This is a genomic window from Vibrio sp. B1FLJ16 (assembly GCF_905175385.1).
Lineage (GTDB): Bacteria > Pseudomonadota > Gammaproteobacteria > Enterobacterales > Vibrionaceae > Vibrio.
The window spans coordinates 1,733,403-1,748,657 of record NZ_HG992749.1 but is presented as its reverse complement, the minus strand read 5'-3'; the positions used below and the strand labels follow the sequence as shown (position 1 = coordinate 1,748,657).

The following is a 15,255-nucleotide window of genomic DNA, read 5'->3' as shown; positions in this document are numbered from 1 at the left end:
GCATGGTTCGAGCGTATAGCGCGAAACGGTATTGGGTTTTCAAAGAAAACCCTGACTTCTGCTCATAAGTGGGATCGCAGCAACAAAAATCCATTGTACAATTTATTAACATGTCCGCCGTGCAATTAAGGAGTAACGCATGACGAAGTCTTTCTTTCGCCAATCGTTTTTAGCTGATACGTTAGATATGCATATTGATGTTGAGCCAGCGGAGCTGAGCTTATCTAACGGAGTAACACTAAAACTCTATCAGCGTGGCGTACTAGAAGTTCTCCCGGAGAATTACTCTGAGGAGACGAAAAATATTATCATCTCAACCGGTATTCACGGTGACGAAACAGCACCGATGGAACTGGTGGACTCAATGGTTAAAGACATTGAGTCCGGCTTTATGAAGGTCGATGCACGTTGCCTGTTCATCATCGCTCATCCTGAGTCGACACTGGCTCACACTCGTTTTCTTGAAGAAAACCTCAATCGTTTGTTCGATGAAAAAGAACATAACCAAACCAAAGAGTTGGTTATTGCAGACACCCTGAAGTTGAAGGTGTGTGATTTCTTTAAAGGAACTGCGCCTGAAACACGCTGGCATCTTGATTTACACTGTGCGATTCGCGGTTCTAAACACTACACGTTCGCCGTGAGCCCTAAGACCCGACACCCGGTTCGCAGCCAGGCGTTGATGGACTTCTTAGATAGTGGTCATATTGAAGCGGTTCTGCTTTCTAACTCCCCGGCAAGTACATTCAGTTGGTACAGCGCGGAAAATTTCGGTGCTCAGGCGCTCACCATGGAGCTTGGACGTGTTGCCCGCATCGGTGAAAACGATCTCGATAAGCTAACGGCCTTTGATCTGGCACTGCGTAATTTAGTATCAGGTGCTAAAGCAGAACATTTGTCTAAGCCGTGTATCAAGTACCGTGTCAGCCGTACGATTGTGCGTCTGCATGATGATTTTGACTTCATGTTTGATGACAATGTTGAGAACTTCACTTCATTTGTTCATGGTGAAGTTTTTGGTCACGACGGCGACAAACCACTGATGGCTAAAAACGAAAACGAAGCAATTGTTTTTCCGAACCGCAATGTTGCCGTTGGCCAACGTGCCGCTTTGATGGTTTGTGAAGTCAAAACCCGTTTTGAAGACGGCGAACTGGTATACGATTAATAGGTTAACCTGAGATCAGGATGATTTAGCCAGACCTAAATAGTAGGGTTTTTCCGTATAACGATTCGAAGTCGTTGCAATCTACTGAGGCTTAACTGTAAGGTTAGGCCTCGTTTGTTTTTATCGGCTATTATGGATTTTCAACAACTTATCCTGAACAAAGAGCGACGTTGGCAGAGAAATCTTTTGATCATGTCCGTTGTGCTCATAATGCTCTCTGCCATACATCTTATGGTCGGAGAGGTTTTCCTTTCTCCTTTTCAATCACTTTCTTCATTTGAGCAAAAACTATTGCTGGATCTGCGCCTGCCAAGATTACTAGCTGCAGCTATCATTGGGGCGGCTCTTGCTGTTTCTGGCGCGACGCTGCAAGTGCTGTTAGGAAATGTGCTCGCAGAGCCTGGAGTGCTTGGTATCTCTGGTGGTGCCAGTCTTGCCATGGTATTGGTGATGTTTGCGATTCCTTCGATGCAGACGCCGATGATCTTTATGCTGGCAGCCATTGCAGGATCTATGTTGTTTACTTTTATATTGGTCGCGATCGCGAGAGGGATGCACCTGACAACAACTCGACTACTGCTTGTTGGTGTTGCATTGGGAATTCTATCTAGCGCGATTGTCACCTGGGCATTTTATTTTAGTGATGATTTGAGCCTGCGCCAGTTAATGTACTGGCTCATGGGCAATATTGGTGGTGCCAGTTGGTATCAGCACTCAGTGACTCTGGTGATGCTGCCTGTGCTGGTGTGGTTGTGCTGTAAGGGAAAACCACTCGATAAGCTGATGCTTGGTGAAATCCATGCAACTCAGCTTGGTATCGATGTAAATCAGTTGCGCTGGAAACTGATATTGGCGATTTCCATTCTTGTAGGCGGTTCGGTAGCACTTGGAGGCATTGTAAGTTTTGTCGGTTTGGTTGTCCCACATTTACTGCGACTTGCCTTTGGCTCGGAGAACCGATACTTATTACCGCTATCTGCAATAGCAGGCGCGACTCTGCTCGTGTTTGCTGATATCGGCGCGAGACTCTTACTCGACTCGGCCGAGCTGCCATTGGGCGTTATGACAACTTCGATTGGTGCGCCTGTTTTCATTTGGATGCTGGTGAAAAGTCATGATGCACGTTAAGCACATTGCAGTTGGTAATCGCCTATTACCTCTTTCATTTAACTGTACCCCCGGGGAAGTAGTGCATGTAGTCGGGCCTAATGGTTCCGGTAAAAGCACATTACTCTCTGCGATATCAGGGACACTCTCCAGTCAGGATTCAGTGAGCGGCGAGGTCTATATCAGTAATGGCGATAATGGCAATAATAGCGATTTACTCGCGATGCCACTTTCTGAGCAAGCTTACCTGAGAGGGTACTTGTGTCAGCAATCCAGACCAGTATTTAACGTCGATGTATTCCAGTATCTGGCACTGTCTCTACCATTTGGTGTGAAGATTACAGACAGTAAAGCACGCGACGCTGTCAATGAGGTCATACAACTGGTGCAGTTGCAGGAAAAATTACACCGAAGCATTCAGACACTTTCGGGAGGTGAATGGCAACGGGTTCGGCTTGCAGGCGTCTGTTTGCAGGTTTGGCGTAGCATTAATCCATACTCGCAAATACTGATACTGGATGAGCCTGCTGCGCCTTTAGATATCGCTCAGGAAGGTTTGCTCTATCAACTTATTGCCGAAGTTGCAGCCCAGGGTATTGGTGTATTGGTTGCAAACCACGACCTGAACCGAACCTTAAGACACGCAGATAAAGTATTGCTGTTAAGTAACGGTGTACTGCATTCTTCAGGTAAAGCGGAAGATGTATTAACGGAAGAGGGATTAGGTGAGGTATTCAATACTCAGGTCAGGAGAGTGATGGTCGAGGATAAGCCTTACCTGTTATTTGAATAAAGTGATCTGACCGATTCCTCCCATAAAATAAAAACGACCCATCAGGGTCGTTTTTCAATGTAATGTGTTCGCGACTGCTTATTGTGTCAGCGGCTTAAGATCCGCAGGACGGTAGTAAACTGATTTCAGCACCTTACCTTTACGAACTGTTTTACCTTCAGATACGAAGTCTTCTGCACACTTAGCGATGATGTACTCACCCTGGTGTACCGCCATCAATTTGATGCCTTGCTCTGCGTAGAATGCTTCTGTTTCCGTAAACTCTTTTTCGTTACGGCACACTTTGCTCATATTGCTCGAATGCACTTCATCCCAGCAAGGGATAAAGTCGATACCACGGTTTACCGCAACATTGAGCAGCAGGTCAATTAGGTAGCTGATTGCCAGATTGTCTTCGACTTTACTATTACCAAGGTGAACAAGGCGACCCATAAGAACATAAACGCTGTCTACGATTGCGTCTGCTTGTTCTGTTTTACAATCTGCTTCTGCCAGCTCAGTAAGCTCTTCGATCGCCAAAGATGTGTGTAGCGTATCTGCCTGTGCATCCAGACTAGCTTCGTCTGCGACTGGTAGGTCGAACGTACTACGGAATTCGGTGATGTCACGGTATAGGTGATCAAAAATCTCTTGGGTTAGCTTTGACAGTTGCATTCTGGTATCCATTGAATCAATTGAAGCGGCAATGATAACAAACCGCTCTTTATTCCCCAAGTGACAAGAGTCTAAGTGATTAGAAATCTGTCTCTCGAGTGATGCTTAATTTTTCTTATCTAAATCGCTGTTTCTATCTGAACAACTATCTCTATCTGAATAAATAAGGGAAAAGCTTTTTACGCTCTTCTTCTGAGAGGGCGGAAACACGGGCGATGTTGGTGTCTGGAATCGACTCAGGATCAGGGTAGTGCTTCAACACCTTTTCCATGCTCTCTTCACGAATAAGGTGGAAGACAGGATATGGAGAACGGTTGGTCAGGTTCTCGTCGTCTTCTGGCTCTGCGCCGCCAAAACAGTAATCCGGGTGGAATGTTGCTACCTGGAAAATACCTTCCCAATCTTGCTGTTTAATCAATCCTTCAACCCAATCAATGTACAGGTTGTAGTCCCAGAAGTCGTTCAGCATGTTTGGAACCACAACTAAAGTCGTTTCCAGTGTTTCGGGCTCGGTATTACTTAGATCTATGAGCTGAAGGAGAATGTCTTCAAGTAAGGCTTCTTCTTCAGATGCTTCGCTAACGAAAATTTTTATCTGTTTGTTACGTTGTGGCTTAGCCGCAAACGGGCATAAATTGAGTCCTATAACGACATCGTTTAACCATTGATCAACTTGTTGAGCGATGGCATTGATATCTGTGCGTGGGACTGTTGTTTCTGGTGTTGAGCGCGTTGACATAATATGCTTTTAGACTTTTAAAAGTGGCGCAAGCATAGCAGAGAAGTCATCTAACTTCTTCTCAATCCGGTTATATCTGTATTTTCTTCGGTATCGTAAGATTTTTCTACGCGTTTTAAGTATGCCATCGCACTGAACATTGCTAGGTATAACGTACTGCCGCCAACCAGTACTGTTGGCCATCCACCATGCTGCCAGCAGTAGAGTAGTAAGAACCCACCAAGACTTCCGCCCACATAGTAATGAACGAGATACAAAGCGGTTGCCGTCGCTTTCGCGGTTGTTGCTTTTTGACCCACCCAGCCGTATGCCAATGTGTGGGTGAAGAAAGCGCCGAAACTTATCAGCAGTAAACCAAACAACATCGCTACCACACTCTCAATGGCCGCAATCCACATACCACTCAGGCTGATAACTGCGCCTAAGAACATGCCAAGGATTGAAGAGTAACGTTTACTCCAGTGACCTGCGCAACGGGATGAGAAAGTTCCCCCTAAATAGCAGACAAAGATCAGTGATGCCAAACCAACAGGAATACTGTGCGGTTCACTCACTAGTCGGAAGCCCATTACCGAATACAGGTTGACGAATAACGCGAAATTGAGGCCACCAATTAACATGGCGAACCATACACGTTGGTTTCGGAAGTGGCCGATTATGGCGCGGTTTTGTTGTCTTAACCCACTAGAAGATGGTGTGAAGTTGCGTTGCTTTGGCAGTAAATAATGCACGCAGATAACACCCAGAAGTGTTACCACCATAATAGCTTCAATAGCGACATTAACACTGAAGTTGTCGGCCAGCAGACCACCACTAATACGTCCGGCTATTCCGCCTAACGAGTTCGCGGCAATGTAGGTGCCTATCGCCATTGAGAAAGCGTGTCTGTCGAGCTCTTCTGCCATATAAGCGACTGCAACGGCAGCAAATGCTGCTAGCGCAACACCAATTAAGGCGCGGCAGATGACCAAAAACAGGAAAGAATCTCCAAGCAACATCAATGCAGAGAGTGCTGGAATGGCGAACAAGCCAGCCATCATAACCGGCTTACGTCCGATAGACTCGGAGAGCACAGCCATTGGCACTAAGCTGAAAGAGAGCGCTAAGGTGGAAGACGCGAATAACCAGTTAACCTGAGTTTCTGAAATAGCAAACACCTGAGCAAAGGTCGGCAGCATTGGCTGAAAAAGATACAAATTTGAGAAGACCAAGAATGAACCAAGCGCTAGGGCTAACGTGATTCGTTTGTATTCCGGCGTGCCGAAGATGACCATATGTCCTGCCTGATGCGCGAACGCAAATAAAAAGAAACTGTGATCAATGTATCAGCGAATTCGGAATTAAAAAAATATATTAAAAATATGGAAACCATATATTTTTGATCTAGTGGAATCGAAGCAGCTCAAACATTTTCTTGCTGTCGCAGAGCAAGGCAACATAACCCATGCCGCTAAGGTGCTGAACATTGCTCAGCCAGCCTTAAGCATCTCTATTAAAAAATTCGAGCAGTCACTGGGAGTGACACTTTTTCGCCGTGAAGATAAGAAAATCAGTTTGACACAAGAGGGAGAAACCTTGCTGGTGCACGCTAAACGTGTCATTCAGCAGTTGCACGATGCACAGCTCGCGATTAACGAACTGAAAGGGTTAGCGAAAGGTGAGGTGCGTTTAGGAACACCTTCGATGATGGGAAGCTATTTTTTCCCGCGTATAGTCATGGCGTTTAAAAGTCAGTTTCCGGATTTGAAATTAACGCTGGTGGAAGCGGGGACACAATCGGTCAGAAATATGCTTCTCAACGGGCAGCTAGATATCGGCGTTATCAGTTGTGACAATGTTCCCGACGATCTCGAAACTGACCACCTGTTCACGAGTCAGATGGTTGCTGTTGTTGCGCCAGAGCATGAGCTGGCTCATCGAGAATCACTCACCTTTGACGAGTTCTTTGAACATGACCTGGTGATGTTTCAGCGTGGTTATTTCCATCGTGAGTTTCTAGATCACGTCAGCGAAGAACACGGTTTTACCATGAAGTCGTCTTTTGAGACTAACTTACTGCCCCTGATCCTCAGCATCGTAAAGCAAGAGTTTGCGATCACCGCTTTACTAGAATTGGTCACACAGAATGAAAAAGAGGTAGTAGGGATTCCGTTTAATCCGCCAGTCACGCTTGATCTTGCGTTAGCATGGCGGAAAGAAGGCTATCTATCGATTGCTGACAGAACGTTTATTGATTTCATTAAGCGCTACCTGTAATAGTCCTGTGTCGGATTAGATAGGTTATGAAGTTAGCTGTCTTTGTACATCTTTTCGAAGTTCTTCGGATTCCAGCCAATCATCACCTGATCACCAATCTTTAGTACTGGGACTGAGCGTGCACCCAGTGCATCCAGCTCCTTGCGGCCTCGTTGCATTTTCGCATTACACAGTCGGTAGTTGATGTTTTTAGAGTCCAGATAACGTTGAGCATCTTTGCAGTGGGGGCATTTATCTTTGATGTACAACACAACACGTTTCATTGAATTTCTCTCCATTATCTTTGGGAGGCGAAGTTTAACTACCTTTGCTAACAATTAAAAGGCGAAAACGATTACCCAGGGTAAGAGTTAAAGCTAAGGTGAAAGTATCGATTATCTCAGGTATATTTAGCGCCTTTATTTTGTCATAGCAGACTTTATATCATGCATCCGTCACTTCGCTATATTCAAGGTTATCCGCAGAACATCGTTGATCAGGTGAGCTCACTCGTCGATAACGGGAAACTGATCTCCTGGTTCGAGAAGCGCTATCCTGACAGGCATCAAATTAAAAGCGAGAAGGCACTCTATGAGTATGCGATAGCGATTAAAAACCGTTATATGAAGAAAGCCGCGCCGATCAGTAAAGTGATCTACGATAAGAAGATTCATGCGGTGAACAATGCACTTGGGCTGCACAGTGTTATCAGCCGCAACCATGGTGGCAAGCTCAAATCAAAGAATGAAATTCGTATTGCGAACGTGTTCAAAGACGCACCTGAAGCGTTGTTACGCATGCTGGTGGTACATGAATTGGCCCATACTCGCGAAAAAAATCACGATAAAGCGTTCTACCAACTGTGCTGTTACATGGAGCCTGAGTATCATCAACTCGAATTTGATGCACGTCTGTTTATGATTTACCTCGATTTGAAAGCGAACTCGAATGAAGAAGAATAACCATACCGCTAAACAAGAAAAGTCCCCAAAAGTAGCTAAGCCAAAGCAGGTGAAAGGTGACGTGAAAGCGCAGAAGCGTGTGAAGAACAAATCTGCTACCAAAGTGCAATCTTCAGCAGTAAAGAGCGATGTGGAGTTTATAAAAGTTGCAAAAAGTGGACTGCATGAGCGTAACCCGCATCGCGGACGCTATGATTTTAAAAAGCTGACGGCGAGTGAGCCACGATTAAAACCCTTTGTGATTAAGAACCCTAAAGGGGAAGACTCAATCAATTTCTCTGATCCAAAAGCAGTGAAAATGCTCAACAGAGCTTTACTCGCTGCGCATTACGGTATTGAGTTCTGGGATATTCCCGAGCACTATTTATGCCCACCAATTCCGGGACGTGCAGATTACATTCACCGTGTCGCAGAGTTGCTGGATGGTGAAGTAAAGGGTAAATACCCGCACCATGAGGTCCGTGCTTTGGATATTGGTGTTGGTGCCAACTGCATCTATCCGATTGTTGGGGTGACAGAATACGGATGGCGCTATACCGGTAGCGATGTTGATCCAAAGTCAATTGAATCGGCGCAGGCGATAGTCGATGGTAATGTTTCTCTGAATGGCAGAATTGAACTGGTTCGTCAGACGAATCAGGCAAACATCTATCGCGGAGTGATTCAGCCCAATGAGCGTTACGATGTCACAACTTGTAATCCGCCATTCCATCGCTCAGCAGAAGAAGCGGCGATGGGCAGCCAGCGTAAAGTCGATAACCTAAGAGCAAACCAACGCAAAAAAGGTGTGAAGCCTGCGCATGCCAATTCTAGCAAACCAACCCTTAACTTTGGTGGACAAAATGCGGAGCTCTGGTGTGAAAGGGGAGAAGCCGCATTTATCCGTAAGATGGCGAACGAGAGTCAAGCCTTTAGTGCTCAAGTACTTTGGTTTACGACACTGATCTCTAAGAGAGATAATGTTCGTCCGATGCGTAAGCAACTTGAAAAGTTAGGTGTAAAAGCCATTCGCGTCGTAGAAATGAGCCAGGGACAAAAGGTAAGTCGTTTTATTGCCTGGTCTTACATGGATAAAGAAGAGCGAAAGGTATGGATGGCTCTGAAATAATTAAATAAATTGAATTAATTAGTGCTTAATTTCACTATCTATCACTCTCTAATGAGAGCGGGTAGATAGTGTCTAGACTAGCCACAAGTCGTTTTGACTAACCTCCTTTCGTTAACTAAGCTGATTTTTAGTATTTCAAGAACAAATAAACCTTATTACTTCACAACATTGAATCGAAGGATTTATCTTCCGTAGATCTTTGGCTTAACGCAGAAAACAGCAATTTAAGCAGGCATGTTTGGTTCGCAATATGCTGCATGCCTATGCTGCTTTGCTTTTGGCGTTTTACAGAGACTCGGTATTGGTCTCCTCAACTTAACAGGATGTAATGGTCTTGGCTCATACTTCGGTTCAAGGTGGCATGGAAAACAAATCAGACAGGTTAGTGTTTATAGATGTTGCACGAACTTATGCTGTTATTTTAGCTTTACTTACTCACGCACTTGAAACGATAAATCTATTTGATCAGTTAGGATCCGATAGTGTGTACATAAGACAATTCACGCGAATGGCTACCCCAATGTTTGTCTTTATGTTTGGGTTCATGGTGGAATTAGTCTACGTTAAACGCGTAGAGCAAAAACAAAGTTCTGTTTCTAAGTGGTTATACATTAGGAGTTTTCAATGTTATGTCGCGTATGCTTTAACAAGCTTAAGTGCGTATTTTGGAGGATATAAGACAATAGAAGATGTTTTAGCCTCTCTTGTTTTTCTTTCTAATGCACATTTTGGAAATATCTTAAGGGTTTACTGCATTATATTGCTTTTGACTCCGACTATTATAAATATAAGAATAAAGCATGGGATTAAGTCATTGTATTTTTTTATTACTTTGCTTCTCATTGTGCTTTTCTACTTACCACCACTCCAGTCCTTTGATTTTAATCTGGCAGGTAGGCCGTTGAATATTCTTTTTGGAATCGGCAATAGTTTAGGTGGGCCAAGCATTGTGGGAGCCTTAGTTTTCTATTTTTCAGGAATGATTGCGGCCTCAAGCTTACGGTCAAATTCCAGTAAGCAACTTACGTTTAACTTCTATAAACAAACAGCAATACTCTTTATTTTCTTTGTGATTGCTGGCTGGGTGCTAATTAGTGATACACCAAAAGATGCCTGGACTTACTTTTCTGATTTTACTTACAGAAAACACAATGCCCCAGCTTATTTTATTATTGGAACGATATGTAGTTTAATTGTAATTTCAACACTTGCATTTATTTTTGAAAGGGTAAAGGTACCAAGGTTTATTTTATATTTATTGCCAATCGGTACTTCTTCCTTGATTTCATACACGTTGGGTAATGTCATACTTAATATTTTTGGTCAGTATGCAGAAAAATTAAACTTATTTTTATTCCTTGTCTTATTTTTATTTTCAGTGGTGTTTATTACGAGACATCACCACAAAATTCCGTTCTATCAAAAAATAAAGGGACTAATGAACCTCGAATACAACAAAGTATTTCAGCGTACAAGTGGTTGAGTCAATCGTTAAAAATCTATTGAAGATTAGCCAAAGGCTGGGAAACATTGTTGTAGTTCTTATCTGAAATCGGGGGGTTGGAAGCAAACGTTTATTGGCGGTTAGGTATTAGGTTGGGCAATATTATGAGATCTCGGTTCGGATATTAGAAATCGACTTTCTCGTATTCGCAACATGAGTCAAGGACTGGGTGAACCAATGGAGATATGATGTTCCCAACTCCCCACGCAGTAGAAGGATTTAAACAATGGTGGGAAATATACTTATAGCACTGCTGTTTCTTGCTGTACCTGTTAGCTGCGTCGTTGGTGGCGTTGAACGGTATCTTTGGTTTAATAAGAACGTAGAAGTGGTGGTCTCTATTCCTGCTTCCAACTTGGACCGGGAGTTAAGTTCACTCATCCCTGGCTTATGTTTGGAGCACCTTGCTTCACAGAATATTGAGATGAAGCGAACCACTGACAACAAATCAGAAATGCGCTGTTCAACGACTAAGACACAGATGTCATGGTGGCCATTCATTGAGAAAAAGCAAATTGACAATCAGCTGTTTGATTCAGTTTACGAAAAATATAAAAGCTGAATAGTAAAAGCAACTTGTAGCCGTCACCCTGACATGAACAAATCACCATAACTGTAAATCCACTATTCAATCTGTCAGTTCAGGAACCGGTCGGAATCAGAGCGGATGGATTGTTACCTTCTTTCCTGCCTAAACCTCATGTCAACTCTGAACTGAATATGCCGTGTTAGACGATGACTTTCTGTTTTGACGTACTTTCAGAGCATTACTAATATTCAATAAACTTCCTTGTATGAGTGGATAAACATGAAGGTAGGAATTGCCAGAGAATATTCTTCAACCGGCCAAATTGAAGAAGACGAATGTATTGTCGTATTGGGTAAGGCGGAGTTAGTCTCCGGAGAGATTCTAATCAGTGGCAGCGGTGAAAGAGATCCAACGTCAAAACATGACGGGTACGCTTTGAAGGGGTACGTAATGCTTCATCCGGCTGAGTTTCAAAAGGTGGTTGATATGGCGCTCGAAGCTGGTTTGATCACAATAAATGTATCGGATGATCAGTAGCCTCAGCTCGGGATAATTTAAGCCAGCCATTTTGAGCAATAACGTTATTGCCCAAAACTAAGCCTTACTGAACGCTTTTGGTCCTCATTAACTGGCTTTCATCGTCCTTACGAATGGCACGCCGTCTTCATCATGATGGACGCTCGCTTCAACCTGATAGATGTCCTTGACTAGGTCTGTGGTTAGAACATCTTTTGGTGATCCTACACTGACTAATTCACCTTGCTTTATCACTAAGAGGTTATCCGCGTACTGAGCTGCAAGGTTGAGGTCGTGCAACACCATGATGCTCACGTAGCTTTGCGCGCGAGTTTGGGTCACAAGGTGGTTGAGCAATACGTGTTGATGGTGCAGGTCGAGCGCGCTGACGGGCTCATCAAGCAGCATGATTTGTGGATTACGCATGATGGCTTGTGCGAACAAAATCATTTGACGCTGACCACCACTGAGAGAACTTACGTTACGGTTTGCAAGATGTGCCATGCCGATACTGTTCAGTATCTGTAAGCCTTCACCCAGTAACTTGTCATCAATACGTAAACTTAAGCTGTCTAAACGTCCCATCAGTACGACTTCAATAACAGTCAAGCTTACTTCTAAGCCAATATCTTGCGGCATATAGCCGAATTTGGCACGCCATGAAGAGAGAGATTTGTTATTTAGTTCGTCATCGTAGTGAGAAATCGATCCACTGGCCATATTTACATCACCAAAAATGGCTTTAAGCAGGGTACTTTTCCCCGCACCATTCGGACCTAGCACGGCAGTTACCTGACCAGGTACCAGCTGGAAATTGAAGTTATTAGCAAGGGTAAGTGTATCAATCTGAATATTTACGTTGTTCGCGACTAACATCATTAACCTCGCTTCGCCAAAATTAGCCAGAAGAAGAAAGGTACGCCGATGATTGCGGTAACGATACCAATAGGGAATAGCGCGCCTGGGACGATGATTTTAGACAGAACAGATGCGCCAGAAAGAAGGAAAGCACCAATCAGGAAGGAGAGGGGTAAGAAGAAACGTTGATCTTCACCCACCATGGATTTCGCCATGTTTGGCGCAACGATGCCGACAAAGCCAATGATACCAACAAAGCTAGTTACGGTAGCAGTAATAACCGCGACGATAAACAACGTTTTCAGACGTAAGCGAGTGATGTTTACACCAACACTTTTGGCACGTTCTTCACCGAGTCGAAGCGCAGTCAGTTTCCAGGCGTCTTTAAGTAATAGTAAGCCACCAATAAGCACAACCGCAGAGGTAATTGCGACGGTATTCCACGTTGCTTTAGTTAAGCTACCAAACAGCCAAAACAGTATCTGTTGGCTAAGTTCCGGAGAAGACACGAACTGAACCAGTGAAAGCAGTGACTGGAACAAGAATAACAGGGCAATACCAGCCAGAATAAGCTGTCCCGAGCTGATATGACGAGCTGACGCTAACGAGAATAGGAAACAGGCAGACAACATACAGCATAAAAACGCCCCCATCGGAACAGCGTAGTAGCTGCTCAATCCAAATGATCCCATATACAGAGTAATAGCAGCACCAAAGCCAGCTGCGGCCGCCATGCCTAAAGTGTACGGGCTTGCCATCGTGTTATTGAGCAAGGTTTGCATCTCTGCGCCGCCCATTCCGAGCGCACCACCAACCACAATCGCCATGATCGCAATCGGCAATCTTAGCTCCGTCACTATGATTTGAGTGGAAGGTTCTACCTGGTATGGCAAGCCGATAAATTCGAACAGAGAGTGGAGAACTTTTGTTGCATCAAGTAGGGATGGGCCTGTCATGATGTCGAGAACGAAAGTCATCAGAATGAGCGCGCTGAATGCACCAATGACCAAAATACGACGCTTTTCGCTCTTACGCTGTTGTTGGATGAGCTCTTCTAAAACTACAGATTGCACGACTTACTACCTAATTAGTGTCTACTTATTATTTGATTACGGCCAGTAGATAGACTTACTCGGCTCGTTGGAAGGTCGTGATATTATCATTAATGATAGTTAGTTGCATTATCATTAATAAAAGAATTAATATACGCCACAACGGCGGAAGTAGATCGTCGACTTATAGAATAAAAAGGAATCTTCTTGATGTTGAAAAACTTATTTGCGCTTGCTGCCGTTTGCGTCAGCTCGATGTCTTTTGCCCAGCAAACCACCGTTACCGATGTATTAGGACGTGAAGTGACGTTTGAGTCACCAGCACAAAGAGTGGTAGTAGGATTCTACCCGGAAGATTACATGGCGATTGGTACTGAAGCGGCGTACGACAATGTAGTCGGCATGTCTAAGTACATTTGGCAGGCACGTTCAGCAAGCTGGAATGCGTATGTGGCACATCGCCCATCACTTGATAAGATCCCGGAAATAGGTCGAGTAGACACTAATGCGTTTTCAGTTGAGAAGGTAATCAGTCTTAGCCCAGATGTAGTTATGCTTGCAGACTGGCAGTTCAAAGCACTGGAAGCGGACGTAGAGCGCATTAAGAGTGCGGGTATTGCGGTCGTTGTTGTCGATTACAATGCGCAAACCGTAGAGCGCCATGTTCAGACTACGAAGCTTATTGGTGAAATCACCGGTCAACAAGACCGCGCAAAAACGATCGCTAATGAATATAAGCAAAACGTTGAGATGATCACCGAGCGATTAGAGAAAGCAAACCTGACTAAGCCAAAAGTTTACACTGAATACGGCGCTTCTGGCGTTGGTGAAGTCGGTTATACGTTTGGCAAAAACATGTGGGGCGCAATCGCAACAATGGCGGGTGGCGACAACATTTCTGCTCCATTCGTTGAGTGGTGGGGCAAGCTGAACCCAGAGCAAATCATTGCTGCAAACCCGGATGTTATCGTAATGACTGGTTATGAGTCAGGTAGTGCTGATGATTCAATGATCATGGGTGAAGGCGTTGACGAAGCATTAGCAAAAGAAAGATTAGCTGGCTTTAAAAAGCGCATTGGCTGGTCTTCTATTTCTGCCGTACAAAACAATCGTATGTACGCGGCTTACCACGGCGCTTGCCGTACTATCATTGATGGTGCGTTGATCCAGTTTTACGCTAAGGTGATGTACCCTGAAGTATTCAGTGACTTAAACCCGGAAGCGGCTTACGAAAGTTTTTATGACAAGTACCTGCCGATTAAACCTGCTGGTACGTTCATGACTAAGCTTTAAACTAACGATGTAATCATTTTAGAGCCGAAGATAATCTTTCTCGATTAACTTCGGCTTTATTTTTTCAATTCATTTCCCGAAATCTGCTCATTCACACACTTCTCTTAAATCGAGATGCCTGCCAGCTCAAAGCGCGCATTTAACGGCTTTTCATCTTCCTGATACCAACTCGCTGGCATATTTGGCTTCAACTTTGTTTGCTCTTGCTTAGTGATCACTACGTAGTACGAAAAATCTTGTACTGTTTGTGCCATTGCATCGAAAGACATTTCTCCGTCTTTACTCAGAGTTTTGAGTAAACCGACCACGGCATCTTCGGGAACCAAAGATTCAATAACACAGTTCTTGCGAGTCTGAACTGCGCTTGATGCAGGTAGAGTTTTTCGGGCTGTTTCCCAGCATGGTTTGTTGGTTTTGCTAACGTGTTTATGTTTGTAGCAATAGTAGCTGAACAGAAAACGGGAGATGTTGTGCCAGCGTTGTGCCTGAACTTCGAGCCAGATGTGTTGAAGTTCGATGTCAGCGTCGGTCATAGAGTCTTACGAAGTTGTCAAAGATGGTGCATTTTAGCGTGAGGCTGAGAGGCGCGTCTATAACGCAAATACCAATTACTTTATGGGTCATTCCAGCGAACTTAAGCGAGATTAGGAACCTAATATAAGCGCACTGAAAATATATAGAATAGTCTTTGGTAGCAAGGTGCTCGATAAAATAATACAGGCTCTCGATGAGAGCCT

General features: G+C 44.2%; 17 protein-coding genes. 10 read left to right on the top strand and 7 right to left on the bottom strand.

Annotated elements, in window-relative coordinates:
• The first annotated feature begins 139 nt into the window (after window positions 1-139).
• The 3 genes from KHN79_RS07940 to btuD all read left to right on the top strand — a co-directional run bounded on the left by KHN79_RS07940 (window position 140) and on the right by btuD (window position 3,068).
• Complete coding sequence (locus KHN79_RS07940; protein ID WP_182011764.1) at window positions 140-1,168, top strand: succinylglutamate desuccinylase; 1,029 nt, start codon at window positions 140-142, stop codon at window positions 1,166-1,168.
• 132 nt (window positions 1,169-1,300) lie between these two features.
• Window positions 1,301-2,296 carry a vitamin B12 ABC transporter permease BtuC gene (gene btuC, locus KHN79_RS07935; protein ID WP_211907232.1) on the top strand — a complete coding sequence of 332 codons (996 nt, stop codon included), beginning with the start codon at window positions 1,301-1,303 and terminating at the stop codon, window positions 2,294-2,296.
• A complete protein-coding gene (btuD, locus tag KHN79_RS07930; RefSeq protein WP_182007656.1) occupies window positions 2,283-3,068 on the top strand; it encodes a vitamin B12 ABC transporter ATP-binding protein BtuD in 786 nt (261 codons plus the stop codon). Before btuC ends, btuD begins: the two co-directional genes overlap by 14 nt.
• 78 nt (window positions 3,069-3,146) lie before the next feature.
• Here btuD and KHN79_RS07925 read toward each other — a convergent pair whose 3' ends face one another.
• From KHN79_RS07925 to KHN79_RS07915, 3 genes are all read right to left on the bottom strand, one after another.
• Window positions 3,147-3,722, bottom strand: coding sequence for a nucleoside triphosphate pyrophosphohydrolase family protein (locus KHN79_RS07925; protein WP_182007657.1), 576 nt, complete (start codon window positions 3,720-3,722; stop codon window positions 3,147-3,149).
• A 151-nt stretch (window positions 3,723-3,873) separates the two neighbouring features.
• Window positions 3,874-4,461, bottom strand: a complete 588-nt coding sequence (locus tag KHN79_RS07920; protein WP_182007658.1) for a DUF1415 family protein — start codon at window positions 4,459-4,461, stop codon at window positions 3,874-3,876.
• Window positions 4,462-4,511: 50 nt separating this feature from the next.
• The gene (locus KHN79_RS07915; protein ID WP_182007659.1) at window positions 4,512-5,735 is read right to left on the bottom strand and encodes an MFS transporter; all 1,224 of its coding nucleotides are present in this window, start codon (window positions 5,733-5,735) and stop codon (window positions 4,512-4,514) included.
• Between the two features lie 112 nt (window positions 5,736-5,847).
• Here KHN79_RS07915 and KHN79_RS07910 point away from each other — a divergent pair, with 112 nt between their 5' ends.
• The gene (locus KHN79_RS07910) at window positions 5,848-6,717 is read left to right on the top strand and encodes a LysR family transcriptional regulator (RefSeq protein WP_182007660.1); all 870 of its coding nucleotides are present in this window, start codon (window positions 5,848-5,850) and stop codon (window positions 6,715-6,717) included.
• 32 nt (window positions 6,718-6,749) lie between these two features.
• On the opposite strand, the gene KHN79_RS07905 is transcribed toward KHN79_RS07910, so the two are convergent.
• Window positions 6,750-6,980, bottom strand: a complete 231-nt coding sequence (locus KHN79_RS07905) for a glutaredoxin family protein (RefSeq protein WP_182007661.1) — start codon at window positions 6,978-6,980, stop codon at window positions 6,750-6,752.
• Window positions 6,981-7,142: 162 nt separating this feature from the next.
• Between KHN79_RS07905 and KHN79_RS07900 the strand changes: the two genes are divergently transcribed.
• From KHN79_RS07900 to KHN79_RS07880, 5 genes are all read left to right on the top strand, one after another.
• On the top strand, window positions 7,143-7,658 hold the full coding sequence (locus KHN79_RS07900; protein WP_182007662.1) for a M48 family metallopeptidase: 516 nt from the start codon (window positions 7,143-7,145) through the stop codon (window positions 7,656-7,658).
• Window positions 7,645-8,766, top strand: coding sequence for a 23S rRNA (adenine(1618)-N(6))-methyltransferase RlmF (gene rlmF / locus KHN79_RS07895; RefSeq protein ID WP_182007663.1), 1,122 nt, complete (start codon window positions 7,645-7,647; stop codon window positions 8,764-8,766). The genes KHN79_RS07900 and rlmF overlap by 14 nt, the downstream gene beginning before the upstream one ends.
• A 334-nt stretch (window positions 8,767-9,100) precedes the next feature.
• A complete protein-coding gene (locus KHN79_RS07890) occupies window positions 9,101-10,249 on the top strand; it encodes an OpgC domain-containing protein (protein WP_182007664.1) in 1,149 nt (382 codons plus the stop codon).
• Between the two features lie 247 nt (window positions 10,250-10,496).
• Window positions 10,497-10,832, top strand: a complete 336-nt coding sequence (locus KHN79_RS07885) for a hypothetical protein (RefSeq protein ID WP_182007665.1) — start codon at window positions 10,497-10,499, stop codon at window positions 10,830-10,832.
• Between the two features lie 246 nt (window positions 10,833-11,078).
• On the top strand, window positions 11,079-11,336 hold the full coding sequence (locus tag KHN79_RS07880) for a hypothetical protein (protein WP_182007666.1): 258 nt from the start codon (window positions 11,079-11,081) through the stop codon (window positions 11,334-11,336).
• A gap of 87 nt (window positions 11,337-11,423) precedes the next feature.
• Here KHN79_RS07880 and KHN79_RS07875 read toward each other — a convergent pair whose 3' ends face one another.
• Both KHN79_RS07875 and KHN79_RS07870 read right to left on the bottom strand, forming a co-directional pair.
• Window positions 11,424-12,194 carry an ABC transporter ATP-binding protein gene (locus KHN79_RS07875; RefSeq protein WP_244812546.1) on the bottom strand — a complete coding sequence of 257 codons (771 nt, stop codon included), beginning with the start codon at window positions 12,192-12,194 and terminating at the stop codon, window positions 11,424-11,426.
• Window positions 12,194-13,246, bottom strand: coding sequence for an iron ABC transporter permease (locus KHN79_RS07870; RefSeq protein ID WP_182007667.1), 1,053 nt, complete (start codon window positions 13,244-13,246; stop codon window positions 12,194-12,196). The genes KHN79_RS07875 and KHN79_RS07870 overlap by 1 nt, the downstream gene beginning before the upstream one ends.
• A 189-nt stretch (window positions 13,247-13,435) precedes the next feature.
• Here KHN79_RS07870 and KHN79_RS07865 point away from each other — a divergent pair, with 189 nt between their 5' ends.
• On the top strand, window positions 13,436-14,518 hold the full coding sequence (locus tag KHN79_RS07865) for an ABC transporter substrate-binding protein (protein ID WP_182007668.1): 1,083 nt from the start codon (window positions 13,436-13,438) through the stop codon (window positions 14,516-14,518).
• Window positions 14,519-14,622: 104 nt separating this feature from the next.
• Here KHN79_RS07865 and KHN79_RS07860 read toward each other — a convergent pair whose 3' ends face one another.
• On the bottom strand, window positions 14,623-15,051 hold the full coding sequence (locus KHN79_RS07860) for a hypothetical protein (RefSeq protein ID WP_182007669.1): 429 nt from the start codon (window positions 15,049-15,051) through the stop codon (window positions 14,623-14,625).
• Window positions 15,052-15,255 lie beyond the last annotated feature (204 nt).